This is a genomic window from Dokdonella sp. (assembly GCF_019634845.1).
Classification (GTDB): Bacteria; Pseudomonadota; Gammaproteobacteria; order Xanthomonadales; family Rhodanobacteraceae; genus Dokdonella_A.
Map to the genome: position 1 here is coordinate 55,185 of NZ_JAHCAQ010000016.1, position 20,223 is coordinate 75,407.

19 protein-coding genes are annotated in these 20,223 nt (G+C 68.3%); 9 read left to right on the top strand and 10 right to left on the bottom strand.

The features are described 5' to 3' along the window. The first annotated feature begins 39 nt into the window (after window positions 1-39). Window positions 40-1,173, top strand: coding sequence for a hypothetical protein (locus KF903_RS11900; protein ID WP_291215048.1), 1,134 nt, complete (start codon window positions 40-42; stop codon window positions 1,171-1,173). A gap of 92 nt (window positions 1,174-1,265) precedes the next feature. Here the strand turns inward: KF903_RS11900 and KF903_RS11905 are convergent, their stop codons facing one another. Next, window positions 1,266-1,628 carry a carboxymuconolactone decarboxylase family protein gene (locus tag KF903_RS11905; protein ID WP_291215050.1) on the bottom strand — a complete coding sequence of 121 codons (363 nt, stop codon included), beginning with the start codon at window positions 1,626-1,628 and terminating at the stop codon, window positions 1,266-1,268. After that, window positions 1,625-1,888: a glutaredoxin 3 gene (gene grxC / locus KF903_RS11910; RefSeq protein WP_291215052.1), complete on the bottom strand. Its 264-nt coding sequence runs from the start codon at window positions 1,886-1,888 to the stop codon at window positions 1,625-1,627. The genes KF903_RS11905 and grxC overlap by 4 nt, the downstream gene beginning before the upstream one ends. A gap of 164 nt (window positions 1,889-2,052) precedes the next feature. Between grxC and KF903_RS11915 the strand changes: the two genes are divergently transcribed. From KF903_RS11915 to KF903_RS11935, 5 genes are all read left to right on the top strand, one after another. Beyond that, window positions 2,053-3,774, top strand: a complete 1,722-nt coding sequence (locus KF903_RS11915; protein ID WP_291215055.1) for a M48 family metalloprotease — start codon at window positions 2,053-2,055, stop codon at window positions 3,772-3,774. A 57-nt stretch (window positions 3,775-3,831) separates the two neighbouring features. Beyond that, window positions 3,832-5,919, top strand: coding sequence for a polyphosphate kinase 1 (gene ppk1, locus KF903_RS11920; RefSeq protein ID WP_291215057.1), 2,088 nt, complete (start codon window positions 3,832-3,834; stop codon window positions 5,917-5,919). A gap of 58 nt (window positions 5,920-5,977) precedes the next feature. Then, window positions 5,978-7,507, top strand: a complete 1,530-nt coding sequence (gene ppx, locus KF903_RS11925; RefSeq protein WP_291215060.1) for an exopolyphosphatase — start codon at window positions 5,978-5,980, stop codon at window positions 7,505-7,507. 49 nt (window positions 7,508-7,556) lie between these two features. Beyond that, a complete protein-coding gene (locus tag KF903_RS11930; RefSeq protein WP_306581313.1) occupies window positions 7,557-8,261 on the top strand; it encodes a peptidylprolyl isomerase in 705 nt (234 codons plus the stop codon). Window positions 8,262-8,495: 234 nt separating this feature from the next. Beyond that, the gene (locus KF903_RS11935) at window positions 8,496-9,182 is read left to right on the top strand and encodes a UDP-2,3-diacylglucosamine diphosphatase (protein WP_291215142.1); all 687 of its coding nucleotides are present in this window, start codon (window positions 8,496-8,498) and stop codon (window positions 9,180-9,182) included. A gap of 57 nt (window positions 9,183-9,239) precedes the next feature. Here the strand turns inward: KF903_RS11935 and KF903_RS11940 are convergent, their stop codons facing one another. The 4 genes from KF903_RS11940 to KF903_RS11955 form a co-directional block, all read right to left on the bottom strand. Then, complete coding sequence (locus KF903_RS11940; RefSeq protein ID WP_291215062.1) at window positions 9,240-10,598, bottom strand: hypothetical protein; 1,359 nt, start codon at window positions 10,596-10,598, stop codon at window positions 9,240-9,242. An 81-nt stretch (window positions 10,599-10,679) separates the two neighbouring features. Continuing rightward, window positions 10,680-11,195, bottom strand: a complete 516-nt coding sequence (locus KF903_RS11945) for a hypothetical protein (protein ID WP_291215065.1) — start codon at window positions 11,193-11,195, stop codon at window positions 10,680-10,682. Between the two features lie 43 nt (window positions 11,196-11,238). Next, window positions 11,239-12,021: a hypothetical protein gene (locus tag KF903_RS11950; RefSeq protein ID WP_291215068.1), complete on the bottom strand. Its 783-nt coding sequence runs from the start codon at window positions 12,019-12,021 to the stop codon at window positions 11,239-11,241. Window positions 12,022-12,355: 334 nt separating this feature from the next. Further along, entirely contained in the window at window positions 12,356-12,541 is a 186-nt protein-coding gene (locus KF903_RS11955) for a hypothetical protein (RefSeq protein WP_291215070.1), read from the bottom strand. Window positions 12,542-12,875: 334 nt separating this feature from the next. On the opposite strand from KF903_RS11955, the gene KF903_RS11960 reads away from it, so the two are divergent. From KF903_RS11960 to KF903_RS11970, 3 genes are read left to right on the top strand one after another with little or no spacing between them, the layout of a single operon-like run. Further along, window positions 12,876-13,619, top strand: coding sequence for a glycosyltransferase family 2 protein (locus KF903_RS11960; RefSeq protein ID WP_291215073.1), 744 nt, complete (start codon window positions 12,876-12,878; stop codon window positions 13,617-13,619). Beyond that, a complete protein-coding gene (locus tag KF903_RS11965) occupies window positions 13,613-13,990 on the top strand; it encodes a DUF2304 domain-containing protein (protein ID WP_291215076.1) in 378 nt (125 codons plus the stop codon). The genes KF903_RS11960 and KF903_RS11965 overlap by 7 nt, the downstream gene beginning before the upstream one ends. Window positions 13,991-14,022: 32 nt before the next feature. After that, the gene (locus tag KF903_RS11970; RefSeq protein ID WP_291215079.1) at window positions 14,023-15,171 is read left to right on the top strand and encodes a glycosyltransferase; all 1,149 of its coding nucleotides are present in this window, start codon (window positions 14,023-14,025) and stop codon (window positions 15,169-15,171) included. On the opposite strand, the gene KF903_RS11975 is transcribed toward KF903_RS11970, so the two are convergent. From KF903_RS11975 to purF, 4 genes are all read right to left on the bottom strand, one after another. Then, window positions 15,135-16,571: a hypothetical protein gene (locus tag KF903_RS11975; protein WP_291215081.1), complete on the bottom strand. Its 1,437-nt coding sequence runs from the start codon at window positions 16,569-16,571 to the stop codon at window positions 15,135-15,137. The genes KF903_RS11970 and KF903_RS11975 overlap by 37 nt on opposite strands. Further along, window positions 16,568-17,764: a hypothetical protein gene (locus KF903_RS11980; protein WP_291215083.1), complete on the bottom strand. Its 1,197-nt coding sequence runs from the start codon at window positions 17,762-17,764 to the stop codon at window positions 16,568-16,570. Before KF903_RS11980 ends, KF903_RS11975 begins: the two co-directional genes overlap by 4 nt. Then, complete coding sequence (locus KF903_RS11985) at window positions 17,761-18,597, bottom strand: ferritin-like domain-containing protein (protein WP_291215085.1); 837 nt, start codon at window positions 18,595-18,597, stop codon at window positions 17,761-17,763. The genes KF903_RS11980 and KF903_RS11985 overlap by 4 nt, the downstream gene beginning before the upstream one ends. Before the next feature lie 139 nt (window positions 18,598-18,736). Further along, window positions 18,737-20,215 carry an amidophosphoribosyltransferase gene (gene purF / locus KF903_RS11990; RefSeq protein WP_291215088.1) on the bottom strand — a complete coding sequence of 493 codons (1,479 nt, stop codon included), beginning with the start codon at window positions 20,213-20,215 and terminating at the stop codon, window positions 18,737-18,739. Window positions 20,216-20,223: the final 8 nt, after the last annotated feature.

The window sequence follows — 20,223 nt, forward strand, 5'->3', positions numbered from 1 at the left end:
GGGCTTGCCCGGCACCGCGCGGTCGCGCATTATCCGCGAATGCAGCATCGCCTTACAACAAACGGCTTCACCAAGTGCCTGTTCATGCTGGCCTGTGCGCTCATGGGCAGCGGTTTTGCCGCGGCCAGCGGCGCACCCCCGGAAGGCGCAACCGTGCGCGTGCGCGTGGCCAGTCTGTCGTCCGCGCTGCCCATGTCGGCCGATTCGGTGGTATTTCAACTGGCCGGCAACGCGCCGCTGAACTGCGCACCGAACGTGGCGGGCGCCGCGGTCAGTGGCGAAGTGGTCCAGATCACCACGCATTGGCCCGCCACCGGCTGCGACGCGGGCCGCAGCACGCGCTATGCGCTCACGGTTGACGCGGCGGCACTGACCGGCGTGGCACTGCCACGCGGTCCGGTGTACGCAGTGAGCGTGCGCGACGAAGCCGGTGACCTGCTGGCCTTCCGCGCCGTCGACACCGACGCCACGCGCGACGGCCCGCGCCCCGAGACCGGGTTCTGGTGGCCGCAAGCCGAGGGTTCCGATGCCGGCGCCGCGGCGGGCGGCAGTGGACTCAGCCTCGAGCTGCAGGGACCACAGTTGGCGATCCACCTGTTCGGCTTCGATGGCTCTGGTGCGCCGACCTGGTACTTCGGCAGCGCCCGCAGTGTCGACCGCGTAGTGACGTCACAGCTGGTTGGCCTGCAGCAGGGCGATTCGCTGTTCGCGCCACTGGGTCGGCAACCGATCGCGCAGCTCGGGCCGCGCATCGAAATCCAGTTCCTGTCGCCGACCACGGCGCGCGCTTGGCTGGTGCAGAACGAGGATGGTCGCGATCGCAACGTGCGCGAGCTGACGCTGTCCCGCGACGCATTCGATCCGCGCGAAGCAGGCGCCGCCCGCCTGGCCGGGCGCTGGGTGCTGGTCTCCGACGGCGAGCTGGCGCCGCGCCAGTTCGACTGGTGGCTGCAGGCCGGGCACAGCGAGGGTCATGCCCAGCTCGTCAATGGTGATGGCACGGCGGTACTCGACTGCCGCAGCGACGGCAACAACACCACCGTGCTCGCGTGCAGTCTCGGCCTGGACGGCGTGACCGTGGCCGAATTCGACCAGATCGGGTTCGACCGGCTCAGCGGCCGCGGCCGCGATGGCACGCCGACCCAACTGCTGCGCATCCCCGCGACGCGCTGATCGGCGCGAATCCGCTCGCGGCGGCGGTCGCCTTTCGATGCCGCAGTGGCGCGCCGCTGACCGGTCGGCGCGCCTGGTGCCTGCGCCAGCGGTCAGTCGGCCGGGGCTGGCGGCGGCGCGGTGAGCTCATCGAGGAAGTCGACCGCACGGCGCAGGTGCGGAATCACGATCGAGCCCCCAACGACGAGACCCACACCGAACACTTCGAAAAACTCGTCCTCGCTCAGGCCCGCCTCGACGCACTGCGCCACGTGATAGCTGATGCAGTCGTCGCAGCGCAGCACGAGCGAGGCGACCAGGCCCAGCATCTCCTTGGTCCTGACGTCGAGTGCACCGGACTTGTAGGTCTGCGTGTCGAGCGCGAAGAACCGCCGCACGACCTGATTGTCGTGATTGAGGATGCGATCGTTCATGCGCTGGCGGAAGGCGCTGAACTGCGCGCTGCGCCCGCTCATGCGCGCGTCCCCAGCAACGCATCGAGCCGCCCGTCGCGATCGGCGGCCACCATGTCGTCGTAGCCGCCCACATGGGTGCCGTCGATGAAGATCTGCGGCACCGTGCGCCGGCCGGCCGCGCGCTCGAGCATTTCGCTGCGGCGGGTCGGATCCAGATCGATGCGGATTTCCTCGTAGCTGAACCCCTTGCGCGCCAAGTGCTGCTTGGCGGCGATGCAATATGGGCAGCTGGCGCTGGTGAAGACTTCGATGCGCGGCATGGCGGACTCCTGAAGGTGCGCAAGATGCGGCCTGACGGGCCGGCTTGCAAGCAGCGATGAATCGCCGCTGACCCTTGTGCGCCGAGCCGCGTGGTATGCCGGTGGCGGCGCGAACGGGCGCGCGCTAAGGTGGTCTGACCGTGACCTCGTTCCTTCCCCGTCGCATGCGTCTTCGCTCCCTCGCCATCGCCAGCGCCGCCTGCCTGCTCGCCGCCGCGGCCGGCGCCGGTGCCGGCGAGCCGGCCGCGGTCAAGCTGCCCGACATCGGCAGCTCCGCCGCCGCCTTGGCAACGCCACAGGAACTGCGCGAGTACGGCGCCGGCATGTTGCAGGAGATGCGCGCCTACGACATGGTGCTCGACGATCCACTGCTGAGCGACTACATCGGCTCGCTCGGTTATCGCCTGGTGGCGGCCAGCGACCGCGCCGATTCGGGATTCACGTTCTTCATCGTGCGCGACCAGCAGATCAACGCGTTCGCGGCGCCCGGGGGCTTCGTCGCCGTCAACGCCGGACTCATCAACGTGATGGGCAGCGAGGATGAACTCGCCGGCGTGCTCGCCCACGAGATCTCGCACGTGCAGCAGCAGCACATCCTGCGCGCGTTCGAGGACCAGAAGAAGATGTCGATCCCGATCATGCTGGCGATGGTCGGCGTCATGATCGCAGCCGCCGGCCGCACCGACGACGCCGCGCCGGCTGCGCTGGTCGCCGGTCAGTCGCTCATGATCCAGCGCCAGATCAACTTCACGCGCGGTGACGAAGCCGAGGCCGATCGCGTCGGCATTGCGCTGCTGGCGCGCGCCGGTTTCGACCCCAACGCGATGGCGGGCGCGTTCCAGGAACTGCAGAAGGTCATGCGCGTCAACGGCATCGACATTCCCGAGTTCCTGCTCGACCACCCCGTCGACACCAAGCGGATCGCCGAAGCGAAGGCGCGCGCCGAGCAACTGGGCTGCCCGCAGCCGGTCGCACTGCGCGGCGCCGTCACGGCACCGGCCGCTGGGCCGCTCGACCTCAGCGTGGCACCGACGCCGTCTGCCACCACGGTGCGGGAAGGCGCGGCAGAGGCGAGCGAGGCAGACACGAGCGTGAGCGTCGCCGCCCGCGGCCTTGGCCATGCGCTGCCGCAGGTCACGGTCACTGCCTGCAGCGCGCGAGGTCCGGCCGCGCAGCGCTATTTCCTGCTCATGCGCGAACGCAACCGGGTGCTGTCGGCACCCGTCACGAGCACCGTGCGCGACTATTACGCGCGCAACCTGCACGACTATCCCGCGTTCGACACCGTGTACAACCGCTATGGTCACGCACTGGCGCTGACCCTGACCCAGCAGGCCGCGCAGGCCGCCACCGAGCTGCGGCCACTGGTCGCGGCCGATCCGGACTCGCTGGTGCTGCAACTGGCGCTCGCCGACGCGCTCAACCAGTCCGGCGCCGGCAGTCAGAGCATGACCATCTACCAGCGCCTGCACCATGAGTTTCCCGGCAACCGTGCCATCACGCTGGCCTACGCCGATGCCCTGCTCGGCCGCGCCGACGACAGCCATGCGCGCAACGCACTGGACCTGTTGCGGCCACTGCTGGCACGCAATGGCCAGGATGCGGACCTGCAGCGCGCTTTCGCGCGCGCCAACCAGCTCGCCGGCGACAAGGTACGCGCGGCCGAGGCCTTCGCCGAAGCGGCGTGGCTGACCGGCCACGCCGAAGACGCGCTCGGCCAGCTCAAGGCATTGGCCAAGCGCGACGACCTGTCCTACTACGAGCGCAGCCGTGTCGAAGCGCGCATCGCCCAGCTCACGCCCGAAGTGCTCGCCAAGCGCAAGCGTGACATGCCGAGCGAGCCCGACTCCAAGGACGACAAGCTGGCCTGCTGCGCCTGGCGCTGACCTGCCCTCGTCGCGCGACGCCGCCCCGCGCTGCGAACGTGTTGCCGGCATGTCATCATGCCGCGCATGACCGCCTCCGCGCCGCCCGACCTCAAGGATCCCGCGCTCTACCTCAATCGTGAACTGGGCCAGCTCGAGTTCAACATGCGCGTGCTCGCACAGGCGCTCGATCCGAGGGTCCCGCTGCTCGAGCGCATGCGTTACCTGTGCATCTCCTGTGCGAACCTCGACGAGTTCTTCGAGGTGCAGGTGGCGCTGCTGCGCGAACATTCCAACCTCGTCGAAATGCGCCCCGGACCCGACGCGATGGCGCCGGCCGAGGTGCTGGCACGCATTCGCGACCGCACGCTGACGCTGGTGCAGGCACAGTACGAGTTCTGGAACCACACCCTGCTGCCCGAACTCGCGCGCGAAGGCATCTGTTTTTCCAAGCGCGACGCGTGGAACGACAAGCAGCGCCGTTGGCTGCAGGGTTACTTCCGCAACGAGATCCTGCCGGTACTGTCGCCGCTGGGGCTCGATCCGGCACACCCGTTCCCGCGCATCCTCAACAAGAGCCTCAACATCGCGGTGGTGCTCAGCGGCAAGGACGCGTTCGGTCACGAGAGTCATCTGGCGTTGGTGCGGGCGCCGCGTTCGCTGCCACGACTGATCCGGCTGCCGGCGGAAGTGGCGCAGGTGCCTCACGACTTCGTGTTCCTGTCCAGCGTGCTGCACGAGTTCATGGACGAGCTATTCCCCGGCATGCAGGTGCGTGGCTCCTACCAGTTCCGCGTCACCCGCAACAGCGAACTGGTGGTGGATGAGGAAGAGGTGCAGAACATCGCAGTGGCGCTGCGTGACGAGCTCAAGGGCCGCGGTTATGCGCGCGCGGTGCGTCTGGAGGTGGCCGACAACTGCCCGCGCGCGATCACCCGGATGCTCATGCAGAACTTCGAACTGGGCGAGGCCGACGTCTATCGCTGCGAGGGCCCGGTCAACGTCAACCGCGTCAACGCCACCTACGACCAGATCGATCGCCCCGACCTCAAGTTCCCGCCGTTCCAGCCGCGCCTGCTGCCCACCGTGGTCGAGGAAGGCAGCCTGTTCGAGGCGATCGGAGAGCGCGACATCCTGCTGCACCATCCGTTCGATTCCTTCGGCAGCGTGATCGAACTCGTGCGCCAGGCCAGCGCCGATCCCGACGTGCTCGCGATCAAGCAGACGCTGTATCGCGTCGGCAACGACTCGCCGCTGATCGACCACCTGGTCGACGCCGCGCGGCAAGGCAAGGACGTCACCGTGGTGGTCGAGCTGCGCGCGCGCTTCGACGAGGAGGCCAACCTGCGACTGGCCAACCGCCTGCAGGAGGCCGGCGTGCAGGTCATGTACGGCGTGGTCGGCGTCAAGACCCACGCCAAGATGCTGCTGATCGTGCGCCGCGAGGGCGGCGTGCTGCGCCGCTACGTGCACCTGTCGACCGGCAACTACCACCAGGTCACCTCGCGCACCTACACCGACCTCGGGCTGATGACGGCCAATCCCGATATCGGCGAGGACACCCACCTGCTGTTCCTGCAGTTGTCGGGGCTCGGTCCGGTGATCCACCTCAAATGCCTGCTCAACGCGCCGTTCACGCTGCATCAGGGCATGATGGACCGCATCGAGCGCGAGGCCGCACATGCGCGCGCGGGGCGACCGGCTCGCATCGTCGCCAAGATGAACGCACTGACCGAGGCGCAGGTCATCCGCAGGCTGTATGGCGCCTCGCAGGCCGGGGTCGAGATCGACCTCATCGTGCGTGGCGCGTGCGCCCTGCGACCTGGCATCCCCGGCGTGTCCGAGCGCATCCGCGTGCGTTCGATCGTCGGTCGCTTCCTCGAGCACAGCCGCGTGTACTGGTTCGGCAACGACGGCGCGCCTGAACTCTACTGCTCGAGCGCCGACTGGATGGAACGCAACCTGCTGTGGCGCATCGAGACCTGCTTCCCGATCCGCGACCCCGCGCTTGCGCGGCGCGTATACGACGAGGCGCTGGCCAATTACCTGGCCGACAACACGCAGGCCTGGCTGCTGCAGACCGATGGCAGCTACGTGCGCGCGCACAGCGACGGTGCCCCGCCCCACGGCGCCCAGTCGGCCCTGCTCGACGCCCTGGAACGCTGAGCGCGGCGGCATGACGCAGGCATGCGACAATCGCGGCCCATCGGCAGCAGGCAGCATCGTGGCCAACGCAACGGCGAGCGACATCCGCGACGGCGAACTGCTCGCGGCCATCGACATCGGCTCCAACAGCTTTCACCTGCTGGTGGCGCGCTACGAACACGGCGGGCTGCGCATCATCGACCGCATGCGCGATGGCGTTCGGCTGGCGATGGGGCTGCGCGCCAACGGCGGCCTCGATCCCGACTACCGCGAGCGCGCGCTGACCTGCCTCGCGCGCTTTGGCCAGCGCCTGCGCGCGCTGCCGCACGAGCGCGTGCACGCGGTGGCGACCAATGCGGTGCGCCAGCTCGCCAATCCGCAGGCGTTCCTGCTGCCGGCCGAAACCGCGCTCGGCCATCCGATCGACATCGTCAGCGGCCGCGAGGAAGCGCGCCTGATCTACCTCGGCGTGGCTCACGACCTGGCGCAGTCGCAGCAGCGCCGGCTGGTGGTGGACATTGGCGGCGGCAGCACCGAATTCATCATCGGCAAGGGCTTCGAGGCGCTGCGCACCGAGAGCGTGCAGGTGGGCTGCATCGCCAGCACGCTGCGCTTCTTCCCCGACGGCAAGTACACGGCCAAGCGCTGGCGCCAAGCCCAGACCGACATCGCGGTGGAACTGCAGCAGTTTGCCGAGGACTACCGCGCGCTGGGCTGGGGCGAGGCCATCGGCTCGTCAGGGACGGCCAAGGCGATCGCGAGCGTGGTGCAGGCCAACGGCTGGAGCGAACAGGGCATCAGCGTCGAGTCGCTGGGCCGCCTGCGTGAAGCGATCCTCGAATGTGGCAGCGTCGAAGCGCTGCGCCTTGCCGGGCTGGCCGAAGACCGTATCGCGATCCTGGCCGGCGGCACCGCGATCCTCGAAGCCGTGTTCACGACCTTCGCGCTGACCCAGATGCAGGTCTGCGAGACTGCGATGCGCGAGGGCCTGCTGTACGACCTCGTCGGTCGTGCGCTCGATGGCGACCCACGGGCCGGCAGCATCGCCACGCTGGCCTCGCGCTATGGCGTCGACCGCGCACAGGCGGCGCGCGTGCAACATGCGGCGCTGGCGCTGTTCGACCAGGTCGCCGCCGGCTGGCAGCTCGGCCACATCGAGCGCGACGCGCTGGGCTGGGCCGCCGACATCCACGAAATCGGCCTCGCCATCGCGCACAGCCTGCACCATGTCCACGGTGCCTATATCGTCGCCCATTCCGACCTCGCCGGCTTCACGCGCCAGGGCCAGCAGGCGCTGGCGGCCATCGTGCGTTCGCACCGGCGCAAGCCCGATCGCGCCAGCATCGACGCGCTGCCCGCGCGCCTGCGCCTGCCGGTGCGCAAGGTCACCGTGCTGCTGCGCCTGGCAGCCCTGCTCGAGCGGGCCCGCACACCCGAGCCGCTGCCGCCGCTGCAGCTGAGCGTCGACGATCGCACGGTGCGACTGGAGCTGCCCGAGAGCTGGCTGCAGCAGCATCCGCTGACGCGCGCCGACCTCGACCAGGAACGCGACCACATCAAGCAGCTCGATTTCAAATTGCAGGTCCGCGCGGTGGACGCGCCGCGCTGAAGCCCTATCATTGGCGGTTCCGTGATCACGTTTCCGTCGGAGGTTTCCCGTGTTCAAGCGTTTTCTGCTCGCCCTGGTCCTGAGCCTGCCCGCCGTCGCCCTGGCGCAACAGACCCAACCCGCCGCGCAGCCTGCCCCGGCGACCAAACCGGCGACCAAACCGGCAGCCAAACCGGCGGCGGCGCCCAAGGCGGCCAAACCGGCCACGCCGGCAGCGACGGCGAAGAAGACCGAGCCGGCCGAGACGACCGCCGCAGAGCCGCGGGTGCTGCTCAAGACGAGCCTGGGCGACATCACGCTGGAGCTGTATCCCGACAAGGCGCCCAAGTCGGTCGAGAACTTCCTCGCCTACGCCAAGAGCGGCTTCTACGACGGCACCGTGTTCCATCGCGTGATTGCCGGCTTCATGATCCAGGGCGGTGGCTTCACCGCGGATCTGCGCCAGAAGAAAACCCGCGCGCCGATCGCGATCGAGTCGAAGAACGGACTGTCCAACCTGCGCGGCTCGCTGGCGATGGCCCGCACGATGGACCCCAACTCGGCTACCGCACAGTTCTTCATCAACACCGTCGACAATCCGCGTCTGGACTACGCCGGTGACGGCAATCCCGGCTACGCGGTATTCGGCAAGGTCATCGCCGGCATGGATGTGGTCGACAAGATCCGCGCCGTGCCAACCGGCGCCAAGGCACCGTTCGCCAGTGACGTGCCGCTCACGCCGGTCGTGATCGAGAAGGTGACGGTGCTGCCCTGACGGTCACGCCACCCGCATGGCGCGCGCGACACGGCGTACCTGCGCGCGCCCTGACACGATCATCGCCGCCGCGGCCAATTGCGCGGCATAACGCGGGCCAGTCGCTACGGACAACGGTCATCCGGCCGGACGGGTGACCGGCCGGATCGAGCCAACCGGACACCGCCGGCGCCTGCCGCCGGCGCGCGGCGGTCGGCATCTGCGCAAGGTCCAGCGCCATCGAGGAACCGACACGTGACGACGTTGTTCATCTCGGACCTGCATCTGGACACGGCGCGGCCGCAGATCGTCGAGCAATTCCTCGCCTTCGTCCGCGATGAGGCCGCGCACGCGGATGCGCTCTACATCCTCGGTGATTTTTTCGAAGCCTGGATCGGCGACGATGCCGCGGGCGAACTGGAAAACACCGTCGCCGACGCGCTGGCCGCGCTTCACGCGCAAGGCGTGCCCGTGTTCTTCATGCACGGCAACCGCGATTTCCTGCTCGGCGATGCCTGGGCGCGCCGCGCGCGCCTGACGATCCTGCCCGACCCAAGCGTGATCGAGATCGAAGGCGAACGCATCCTGCTCATGCACGGCGATACGCTGTGCACCGACGACGAGGCGTATCAGGCGTTTCGCACGCAGACCCGCGACCCGCAGTGGCAACGCGCATTCCTCTCACGAACGCTGGCCGAACGACGCGCATTCGCGGCCCAGGCACGCGCGGGGAGCCAGCGCCACACACGGTCGGTCGCCGAGGTCATCACCGACGTCAACCCCGACGCCGTCCAGACCGCCTTGCGCATGCATCGCGTGCGCAAGCTCATCCACGGCCATACACACCGCCCCGCGCGCCATCAGTTCGCGCTCGACGGCAATGCCGTCGAGCGCATCGTGCTGGGGGATTGGTATGAGCAGGCCAGTGTGCTGCGCTCCTGACCAATCAGCGCCGCGCCTTGAGTTCCGCGCGCGCTCCGATCGACGCGCGTGGACCTTTCACTTGGCAACCACCTTTTGGGGTCCAGCCAAGTGCTCCTTCTTGCCGTCGACCCGGAGGATCCCGATCGAATAGTAGTACGTCGCGCCGTGACGCACGTCGTTGTCGCGCCATTGGAACGTCTGAGGATTCTCATCGTTCATGTCGGCGAGGACCGGCTTGGGGTTGATCAGCAAGAATGGCCCCTGCTCGGAGTCGGCGCGGAAAATCTGAAAGCCATACACGGTGTCAAGGCTCGACGCCGTCCACTTCAACAGCGGCCCATCACCCGGCGGTGGGGCCTGCTCGCTCTTCTTCACTTGGGTGCTCGCCTTGAGCTCGTCGTGCAGGCTCGCAGGTGCGGTTGCCTTCGACTGACCTGGATCCGGAGTGACGTCGCGGATCTTGTAGTCCTTTGGCACAAGCAGACCCCAAGTCGAGACCGACAGTTGCCTACCCGATTCAGGTAATTCAACGTGCAGCGTCCCACGCAACGAGCCAACGGCCTGATCCTTGCTGACGACCACCCGTACCAACTTGCATCCATCGGCCTTGGGCCGGCACGGCAGAACTTCGGTGCGTGCGTTGAAGCCTTCCACTGCAATCTTGCCAAGTTTGAAAGCCTTCTGTGACCGACTGTTCAGTCGCACCAGCGCCTCGTTTCGATTGCCAGCCCGCATGATCCCCAGATCGAGTGGATTCGCAGAAGGGACGACATCGCCGCGCACGTCCGCCTTGACCTTGATCAAGGCCTCATGTTGCCGCGGCGTGTTGAGCGCCACGCGAATGTAATCTTCATGGAGGCCCCACGAGGCCCCCGGCTTGACGCTCACGCTGAGCACATGTGGCTGCGCAAGCGTCACGTCGAGCCAAGTTGGCGCCTGTACGACTCCATTGATCCGGAAATCAGCCACTTCGTGGCTGGTCAGCGCGTACTCGCGTGGCGCCGCCGTTGCGGTCATATCGACGACGCCGAGATCGATGACCGGCGAAACCTGGTCAAGCGCTGTCAGCACATAACCCTTGACCTTGGCGCTTCGCACACCCATTGGCGGGGTCGAATCAAACAACACAATGTAGCTGTTTCTCCCCGCACTCGTGCCGGTATCAACCTCCATGCGCACCTGCACCGTCGAATGCGGCGCCAACGACACGTCATCCGGCATGGCAGTCCCATTGCCACTGACCACGCGGAAGCCGTGTACTCGAATTGCGGTATCACCGGCATTTGAAAGAGTCAGATCGCATCTCGCCGGCGCCGTCGCATAGACCTCGCCAAAATCGCAACCCTCGACAGACAGGGCGTTCGACACCTGCTGCGCCGCCGGCGTCGCAGCCCCAAGCACGGCGCCAACAGCCAGCGCAATCCAGTCAATCATCTTGCATATCCCAAAAAGATGAGGCCCATCCTGGGATGGGCCTCAAGGAATCACATGGTTCCGATCTCGATCGATCGACGATCAACCCACCGTGAAGCTCTGCAGCTGAACCGGCAGCACCGGGTGCACCGTCATCGAGAACGCGCCGCAACCGGCGGGCGCACTGTCAAACGAGAACACGGCGGCATAGTAGGTTCCGGCCGGAATGTTCGCCGGGAAGTTGCCACCACCATCCGGAAGCGTCTCACCGCCGCCGGCCGCGTTGGCGTCATTGCCCTGTGCGTAGCACGGCGCACCCGGACCACATGCGCCCGGGTTGATCAACGCAATTGCGGCATTGTACGGCGCAGTATCCTGGACCGAGATGTGGAAGTTGTTCGTCGCACCTACCTGCACAGCGTAGATTGCGACCGTCGTCGAAGGATCAAACACCTGCGAACCAGTACAGATACCACCACCGAAACCATTATCGGTTCCGCAGGTGTTGCCGGTCACCGTCGTACCACCGGCCGTGATCGGACCACCCGGCGCAGCGCAAGTCTGGGCGAACGCGATCGGGGTGGCAAGACTGAGGGCAATCGCAAGAATCTTCTTCATTTTTTCACTCCTGGAATATGCAACAACAGAAACTGCTGGCTGATCAGCCGCCAATGAACGTCTGGCGGCGCGAATCAAAACGATCAAAGAACGCATTCGTATCGGCATTGAGGCTGCGGAATACCGCCGTGGGAGCCGTCAAACCCATGTAGGCCTTATCCACGCCAGTCCATCCAGCGTTGCCACCATTGACTGTAATCGTGCCACTCGGACTTCCGTCGCTGCCACCGGACGCGGCACCATCGGTCACCCAGTAACGAAGCGCGCCCGTTCCGCTCGCGCCAAAGACCAAGTCAAACTCGATGCGATTGACGCCAGTCTGGTTAGGCAACGTGATTGGCGCGGAGCCACACAGAGACAGAGCGCCGCTCTCGCACGCCGTACGAATTACAATGCGCTTGCCACTTGTAGTCGAGCCACCGCCGGAGCCACTGAACGTAATCTTGACGGCCTGGAGCAAACCGCCATGCACCGCAGGCGCATTTGTCTGAAAAATAACAGCTTGACTACCACCGTTCGCGCCGGTGAGCGCGCCAGCGTCAAACAGGAACTGCGCACGATAATGCGGTTCGTTGGCCGGCGTGTCATCCATCACCTGCGCCTGCGCACCACCATTGTTGCCGAGCGACACGCGCAGCTTGCACTCCGAGCCATCGAGACCCGGGGTCGCGATCGACATCGAAGAGCTGCCACCGCTCACGAACTTGGCAGTCCACGCACCACCCTCAGCCGTCGTCGGACCAGCCGGGCAGGCCGCAATCGCGCCGCCGACGTAGCCGAACATCCCCACCAGCGCCAGCGACAGAACTTTCATCTTTGCATTCATGAGAAATCTCCCAGAGAGTCTCGGGCGGAGCGGTCTGCTCCCATCCCCTATGGTTAAAGTTGGTCAACCAAGCCCGATCCGCGCGAACACTAGTGAATCGTTAACACCGTGTCAACATGTGACGAGCCGTGGGCCTGGCCGACCTTTCTGTTTCGGGACGGACCCCGTACCGGCTCCCCGTCCCCGCCAGCGGCACATCGCCCCCGGCCCACGTTGACCATAAACGCAGGCTGGCGGACAAACCGGACACGCGGCCTGCGTCTGGAGGAAGGCGCCGGGTCCCGCCCTGCGCCGGGACGGCGAGGATGACACGCCCTGCGGCCGGCGTGCATCGTCAGCGCCGGCTTGCGGCGCGGTAGCGCGGCGCCGGCTCCTGCACCGCATCGCGTCCGGGCAAGGGCGTGCAACGGCTGCGCAGCCACGCGGCGAACGGGTCGAGTTCGAGGCTGCCTTCGGCAAGGGCCAGCATTGTCACGTACTTGTCGTCGGCCGAGGCGGCAATCTCGACGCCGTTCAGCACAAGAAAGGTGCGGTAGGCGACGTAGACAGTGCGCTTGGTGCCACGAGCGGGGAAAGCAAGAAAGTGTGCGATCTGAGTCCTTCCCCGCGCTGAGCGGGGGGGGGGGGGAAGCGAGTGCAGCGCGGACGTGTGGACCGAACACGTTGGTCGAACTTCCCGCCCAGGCGGGGGGAAGCGCACGTGCGCCGGCCTGCGGCGCCCGACCTGCGGGCGATCATCGCGCTGCACGCGGCAGGCCTTGGGGCGCCGTCCAACAGGCCTTGGGACGCGTTCCAATTTGACCGTGTCCACCGTGTTCCGGACAATCGCCGTCCCTGTCGCCCCGCCCCGCCTCGTGGCCTTCAACCCGCCCCCACTTCAAGCCGCGCATTGTCTGGCGGTCATCCCCGCCCGCAACGAAAGCGCGAGCGTGGGCGCCGTGGTGGCCGGCGTGCGGGCCACCTTGGGCTGCGCCGTGCTCGTCGTCGACGATGCCAGCGATGACGCCACGGCCGCCCGCGCCGCGGCGGCCGGCGCGACCGTGCTGCGGTTGCCGCTCGGACTTGGCGCCTGGGGCGCGACCCAGACCGGCATCCGCTATGCACGCCGCCACGGTTACGCGGGTGTGATCGCGCTCGACGCCGATGGCCAACACCTGCCGGCCACCCTGCCGGCGTTGTTCGAAGCGCAGGCGCGCAGCGGCGCCAGCGTCGTCATCGGCACCTGCCTGGAGCGCCTCAGTCGCGCCAAGCGGCTGGCGTGGTGGTACCTGCGCACGCTGACCGGGCTCAAGTTGCTCGATCTGACGTCCGGCCTGCGCCTGTACGATGGTCGCGCCATGGACATCCTCGCCGCGCCGGAGGCGAGCCTGCTCGACTATCAAGACATCGGAGTGCTCATGCTGCTCGCAAGGAACGGCCTGCCGGTCGAGGAAACCCCCGTGGCGATGCGCGAGCGCTGCAACGGCCACTCGCGGGTCTTTGCCTCGTGGCTGGTGGTGGCGCGCTACATGCTGCACACGACCGTGCTGTGCATCGCCCAGCTCGATGCGGGACGGCGCTCAGGCCGCTTGCGGCACGCGGTGCGCACGGCATGCTGACCGGCCAGATCACCTCGGCGATCCTCGGCATCGCGATTGCCGGTGCGATCCTGTTCCTGGTCCGCCGCGACCACCTGCACGGCCCATATGCGCTGTGGTGGCTGAGCGTGGCGGCGGCCACCTTCGTCCTCGGCGTGTTCCCGGGCACGGTCGGCTGGCTCGGCCGCGTCAGCGGCATCAGCTATGCGCCGGTGTTGCCGATCATCGTGGCGGTGGCGCTGATCCTGCTGCGCCTGCTCAAGCTCGACATCGACCGCTCGCGACAGGAACGGCGCGTGCGCCGCCTGACGCAGAAACTGGCGATCCTCGAACGCGAACTGGCGCGGCTGGGCGGCACGCCCGTGCCCGACGATGACGGCGACGACAGTTAGGCGGCCGGCGGCCGACCCGGCCTGAGCACGCCATGCGCATCCTGCACGTCGGCAAGTACTACGCCCCCGAACGCGGCGGCATCGAGCGGCATACCCAGGCGCTGGCCGAATCCTGCGTCGCCAGTGGCGACAGCGTCGGCGTGCTCGTGCACCAACGTCCCGGCCACTGGCGTTCGACCCGGGAAACACTCGATGGCGTGCAGGTACGTCGCGTCGGCTGCCTGGCGGCGCCGGTGTACACGCCACTGAGTCCGTCCTTCCCGTGGCAACTGGCGCGCATGCTGCGCCAGTTCCGGCCGCAGCTGCTGCACCTGCATCTGCCCAATCCGTCGAGTTTCGCCGCACTGCTGCTGCCGGCCGCGCGGCGCCTGCCATGGCTCGTGCATTGGCATGCCGACGTGCCACCCGATGCGCCCGACTGGCGCCTGCGCCTGGGCTATCGGCTGTACCGCCCGTTCGAGCAGGCCATGCTGGCGCGCGCGCAGGCCGTGATCGCCACCTCGCAGGCCTATGCCGAGGCCAGCCATGCACTGGCGCGCTGGCGTGACAGGGTGCATGTCGTGCCGCTGGGCATCGCCGACGCGCCGCCAGCCGCAATCGACACCACGCCGTGGCCGGCGGGTGATGGGCTACGCCTGCTCGCGGTTGGCCGACTCAGCCGCTACAAGGGCTTCGACGTGCTCATCGATGCACTTGCGGCGCGTCCACGCGACCGCCTGCTGCTGGTGGGCGATGGCGAATGTGCGGCCGCGCTGCGCGTCCAGGCCGGCGCGCGTGGCGTGGCGGCGCGCGTGCACTTCGCCGGTGCGCTCGATGACGCCGCGCTGGCCAGTGCCTACGCGAGTGCCGACGCATTCGTGCTGCCCTCGCGCGATCGCGGCGAAGCCTTCGGCTTGGTCCTGCTCGAAGCGATGCGCGCGGGCCTGCCCGTGGTGGCCAGCGCGATCGACGGCTCGGGAGTCGCCAGCGTGGTCGGTGTCGGCGCGGGCGGCATCCTGGTCCCGCCCGATGATGCGGGCGCGCTCGCCGCCGCCATCGGGCAACTCGTCGACCCGGTCGCGCGCCAGGCGCTGGGCACGCGCGGACGCGCGCGCTGGCAGGCGCACTACACGCTCGAGCAATCGCTGCGCGCGACGCGGCGACTCTATGCGCTTGCGCTGGGCGAGTCGGCTCCCCGCTGAGGCGGGGCCGCGATCGTCGCGACATCGGGTGGCCGTATCAGCAGCACGAGCGCGCTGACCACGAGTGGCACGATCTGCAGCAGCAGGCGGTTCACGGCCGAATAGCTCTGCGCATACTGCGCCGCGGTCGTGAACAGGAACAGCCCCATCAGCACCACGAGCGGCACGGCCAACAATGCCAGCAGGCGCCGCGTCATCGGCGAGGCGGTCCAGTGCCGCGCGTTCCACAGCAGCGCCGCCGGCAGGGCGAACCACAGCAGGTTCCAGTTCCACTGTCCCCACAGGGCCGCGGCAAGCGACACGGCCGAAGCACCGATCTGCCCGCCGTCGAACAGGCGGCCACTGTCGAGGTAGCGCCGCGCCATGCCGATCCATGGCAGGCCGAATACGACGCAGGCGACCAGCGTGACCAGCACGAGGGCGACGATCACCACGAAACGCCGTCCACGCAGCTGTCGCGGCAACAGCCGAAACACACAGGCGACACCAAGCATGAGGCTCCAGACGGCGCCCTCGAGCTTGATCAATGGCAGCAGCGCCATCGCCACGAGGACGAGTCCGAGCTGACGCCGCTCGCCGCAACTGGACCAGCGCAACCAGGCATGCGCGCCCAGCGACAGCAGCGCGGCGATCCACAGGTCGGCGTATCCGCCGAGCGCGACGTGTGCATCGAGCAGCGGCAGCGAGCCGAGCGCATAGACACCCGCCCACGCCATCAGCGGCGTCACGCCGAGAGCGCGCCATTGCCCGTAATGCAGCGCCAGCAGCGCGAAGCCCAGCCCCCACCAGGCCAGCCCGACGAGCGGCTCGATCCAGTGCGCGCCGCCGGCAAACCACACCGCGGTCCACGGCACGAGTTCGGGATACATCCAGGCCACGCCGGTGCGCTGCGCACCTTCGGCCTGCGCGACCCAGACGCCATAGGGCACCGAGGCATCGATGCGACCGGCCAGCACCCAGGCCTTGGCCTTGGCCAGCCACACGGCCCACGCATCCCACGGCAGGACCGGATGCAGCAGGATGTCATCGAGCAGCAAGGCGCCGCGCCAGACGAGCAGCCCGCACAGCACGCCGATCAGGATGCGCGCGCCGCGCGCCGGCGCCGCCGCTGGCACCCACACATCAGTGGCCACGCGCGCCCGCCACCGCCATGCCGCCACCCACAGCAATGCACCGGCCAGCGCCGCAGCGGCGCCGACGCGCTCCACCGCTCCGGCCAGATACTGCGCCGCGAACAGGCGCAGGCCGAGGCCGCACAGGAGCGCGCCGATGATCCAGCCACCACCGAGCGCGCAGCAGCGCGCCGCCGCGCCACGCGGCCATCCCGCCAACGCGACCCACAGTCCGCTGCCGAGCAGCAGGGGCACGCTCCAGATGAGGCACGACAATGCGGCGGTCATGGCTTCACCGCCACGACCCGGTAGACCGACAGCCGTGGGTCCTGACGCAGCGTCTGGACCCGCACGACACGGCGGTCGAACAACAGGCTCTGGCCGACGAGCGCCCCTGGCATGTCGTAGCGCACGATGATCGTGCCGGGCACCAAACCCGTCGCGAGCGACTCGGGCAAGGCGCTGGCAAAACTCATGTTGAGAGGTGCCGCGTGATACATGAGGCGCAGCGCGCTGTAGGGCGAGCGCGTGCTGAGCAGCACATGGCGCGTGGGCGGCTCGCCGGCGAGCAAGGTCTTGAGTTCGGCCGCGGCCATGGCCAGATCGGCATCGGCCACGCGCTCCTGCCGTTGCGCCAGCGGCGTGTCGCCCCATGCACTGCGGTCGACGCGGCGCTTGTAGTCGAGGTCGCGCAGCCAGCACAGATCGAGTGCCAGCCAGCCGAGCGCCAGCCCGAGCAGCGCGCCGCGCGCGAGCGCGCGGCCGCGCAGGCGCAGGATGAGCCGCGCCAGCACGATGGCGATGCCGAGCGCCAGCGCCACCACCAACGGCGGGTGCAGCGGATGCGGGGTGCGATCGCCGATTTCACCCGGCCCCAGTGCACTGATCGAGATGAGCTGCCACGGCGAGCGTGCCGTCCACGCGCTGGCGAGCGCGCGCAAGCGCCCGAGCCACGAGGCGGGATGCAACTTGACCTTGACCAGCGTGAACGGGTGGAACGCATCCGCCGGCGCTGCGAGCTGCGCGACCGGAAACTGGGCAAAGCCGATTTCGGAGATGCGCCCCTGCCAGGCCGGCACGCGCGACAGGTCGACCGTCACCGTGCGCGTCCCCGCCGCCGGCACCGCAATCGATTCCACGTCGGTGCCGTCGACGCGGCGGAACATGAATGACAGCTCCAGCGTACGAGGCATGTCGCTGAACTCATAGCTCAGCAGCGGAAACCGGGCCGCCTCGAGCTCGGGAACCGGCACCACCTGCAGGGCCGTGTCGCCCTCGTCCGCTGCCGTCACGCGCAGCTGCTGCCCGTCGATCTCGGCGTGTCCCTTGGCCGGCCGGAAATTGCTGCCCGGGAACGCGCGTCCACCATCGGACCACGGCGGCGTGCGCCAATCGGTGCCGGCCACGAACAGCAGCAGCAGGCTCCAGCACACGATCAAGGCCAGGCCGAATGCGGCGATGCGCCCACGCGATGGCCTCATGTCGCCCACGCGTCGAGCTGGGCCAGCTCACCGGGTGTGAAACCGGCCTGCAAGCGTGCCTGCGCATTGAACGGGCCGCGCAGGCTGCCGCGCAGGTGGCACTCGACGAGATCGCGGAACGCCGCCTGCGGCTCGCGCCCTTCGCGCTCGCAACACCAGGTGAACCAGCGCGAGCCGGCCGCCACATGCGCCACTTCCTCGGCCAGGATGACCTCGAGCACGGCCACCGTGGCCAGGTCGCCGACGCCGCGCAGGCGCTCGATCATTCCCGGCGTGACATCGAGTCCGCGCGCTTCCAGTACGCGCGGCACCAGCGCCATGCGCGCGAGACAGGAATCGGCCGTGCGCGTGGCCATCTCCCACAGGCCGTCGTGCGCGTCGAAATCGCCATAGGCGTGACCGAGCTGCGCCAGCCGCGCGGCTATCAGCGCAAAGTGACGCGCTTCATCGTCGGCCACGCGCACCCAGTCGGCGTAGTAGGCCGCGGGCATGTCGCGGAAGCGGTACACCGCATCCCAGGCCAGATTGATCGCGTTGAACTCGATGTGGGCGATCGCGTGCACGAGCGCCGCGCGTCCTTCGGTGCTGCCCAGGCCGCGCTGGGCCAGGGCCCGTGGCGGCACCAGCCGCGGCCGCGGCGGACGGCCCGGTGCACGGATCGCTTGCGGCGGCGCCGCGCCCGCGCAGCCGAGCCGGCCCGCGGCAAACGCCTGCGCCGCCGCGTGGGTTGCGGCGAGCTTGGCATCGACGCCGGTGCAGTCCAGGCACTGCGCGGCGGCGTCAAAAAGGTTGGGTGGCGTGACGACCATGTCTTCCTCGGGAGATCCCTGCATCGGTTGCGAGCGGATGTCAGGAACCGAACACAACCACAGCGCGGCGATGCGAGCAAGCGCGCCATCGGCGCACCGTGAGCGAATCGACGCACGCCGGCGCGCGCTGCGGACACGCAGCCGACCACAGTCCCCGGCTCGATCAAGTCGTGGTGCGTCGCTGCGCCTTGGCGTCATCGGAACGCGCGAACTCGAGTTCGGCAAGGTAAGCCGGCTCGACGCCGGTGACGTACTCGCCCGAAAAACACGACGCATCGAACGCCGTCAGGCCCGCATTGCCGTCGCGCACGGCCCAGACGAGATCGTCGAGATCCTGGTAGATGAGCCGGTCGGCACCGAGGATGCGCTCGATCTCCTCGACGCTGCGCCCATGCGCGACGAGCTCCGCCGTGGCCGGCATGTCGATGCCATAGATGTTGGGATAGCGCACCGGCGGCGCCGCCGAGGCGAGGTAGACCTTGCGCGCCCCGGCATCGCGTGCCATCTGGATGATCTGCCTGGAGGTGGTGCCGCGCACGATCGAGTCGTCGACCAGCAGCACGTTCTTGCGGCGGAATTCCAGCGCAATCGGGTTGAGCTTGCGGCGCACCGATTTCACGCGTTCGCTCTGCCCTGGCATGATGAAGGTGCGGCCGATGTAGCGGTTCTTGACGAAGCCTTCGCGCACCGGCACGCCGAGGATCTGCGCCAGCGGCCCGGCCGCGGTGCGCGAGGTGTCGGGGATCGGGATGACCGCATCGATGTCGTGACCGGGCATCTCGCGCAGGATCTTCTCGCCGAGTTTCTCGCCCATGCGCAGGCGCGCCTTGTACACCGACACGTCCTCGATCATCGAATCGGGCCGTGCCAGGTACACGTATTCGAAGATGCACGGTGCATGCAGCGCCGGCTCGGCGCACTGGCGCGTGAACAACTGCCCGTCGGACGTGAGCAGCACGGCCTCGCCGGGCGCGACGTCGCGCAGCAGGCGGAAGCCGAGAATGTCGAGCGCGACCGATTCGGACGCGACCGCATATTCCTTGCCCGTGGCGGTGTCGCGTTCGCCGAGCACCAGCGGGCGGATGCCGTGCCGGTCACGGAATGCGAGCACGCCGTGGCCGAGCACCAGCGCCACCACCGCGTAGCCGCCCACGCAGCGCGCGTGCGTGCCCGCCACCGCCTTGAACACATGGTCGGGCGTCAGGGTGCGGCGGTCGAGGATCTGCAGCTCGTGCGCCAGCACATTGAGCAGGACCTCGGAGTCGGACTCGGTGTTGACGTGGCGGCGATCGTCCTCGAACACCTCGCGGCGCAGTGCCGCGGTGTTGATGAGGTTGCCGTTGTGCGCCAACGCGATGCCGTAGGGCGAGTTGACGTACAGCGGCTGCGCCTCGGCCGAGCCCTCCGAGCCGGCCGTCGGATAGCGGCAATGGCCGATGCCGATGTTGCCGCGCAGGCCGAGCATGCTGTCGTGGTCGAACACGTCGCGCACGAGGCCGCCGCCCTTGTGCAGGCTCAGGCGCCTGCCGTCGAAGGTGGCGATGCCGGCCGCATCCTGGCCGCGGTGTTGCAGCACGGTGAGCGCGTCGTAGAGCGCCGCCGCGACCTCGGACTTGCCGACGATGCCGATGATTCCGCACATGGTGATGA

Coding starts and splice junctions, on each gene's coding strand:
- KF903_RS11970 (WP_291215079.1), top strand. CDS start 14,023: ATGCGCATCCTGCACGTCGGCAAGTACTACGCCCCCGAACGCGGCGGC.
- purF (WP_291215088.1), bottom strand. CDS start 20,215: ATGTGCGGAATCATCGGCATCGTCGGCAAGTCCGAGGTCGCGGCGGCG.
- KF903_RS11975 (WP_291215081.1), bottom strand. CDS start 16,571: ATGACCGCCGCATTGTCGTGCCTCATCTGGAGCGTGCCCCTGCTGCTC.
- KF903_RS11980 (WP_291215083.1), bottom strand. CDS start 17,764: ATGAGGCCATCGCGTGGGCGCATCGCCGCATTCGGCCTGGCCTTGATC.
- KF903_RS11905 (WP_291215050.1), bottom strand. CDS start 1,628: ATGAGCGGGCGCAGCGCGCAGTTCAGCGCCTTCCGCCAGCGCATGAAC.
- grxC (WP_291215052.1), bottom strand. CDS start 1,888: ATGCCGCGCATCGAAGTCTTCACCAGCGCCAGCTGCCCATATTGCATC.
- ppk1 (WP_291215057.1), top strand. CDS start 3,832: ATGCCGCGCATGACCGCCTCCGCGCCGCCCGACCTCAAGGATCCCGCG.
- KF903_RS11915 (WP_291215055.1), top strand. CDS start 2,053: ATGCGTCTTCGCTCCCTCGCCATCGCCAGCGCCGCCTGCCTGCTCGCC.
- KF903_RS11945 (WP_291215065.1), bottom strand. CDS start 11,195: ATGAAGAAGATTCTTGCGATTGCCCTCAGTCTTGCCACCCCGATCGCG.
- KF903_RS11965 (WP_291215076.1), top strand. CDS start 13,613: ATGCTGACCGGCCAGATCACCTCGGCGATCCTCGGCATCGCGATTGCC.
- KF903_RS11950 (WP_291215068.1), bottom strand. CDS start 12,021: ATGAATGCAAAGATGAAAGTTCTGTCGCTGGCGCTGGTGGGGATGTTC.
- KF903_RS11900 (WP_291215048.1), top strand. CDS start 40: ATGCAGCATCGCCTTACAACAAACGGCTTCACCAAGTGCCTGTTCATG.
- KF903_RS11985 (WP_291215085.1), bottom strand. CDS start 18,597: ATGCAGGGATCTCCCGAGGAAGACATGGTCGTCACGCCACCCAACCTT.
- KF903_RS11940 (WP_291215062.1), bottom strand. CDS start 10,598: ATGATTGACTGGATTGCGCTGGCTGTTGGCGCCGTGCTTGGGGCTGCG.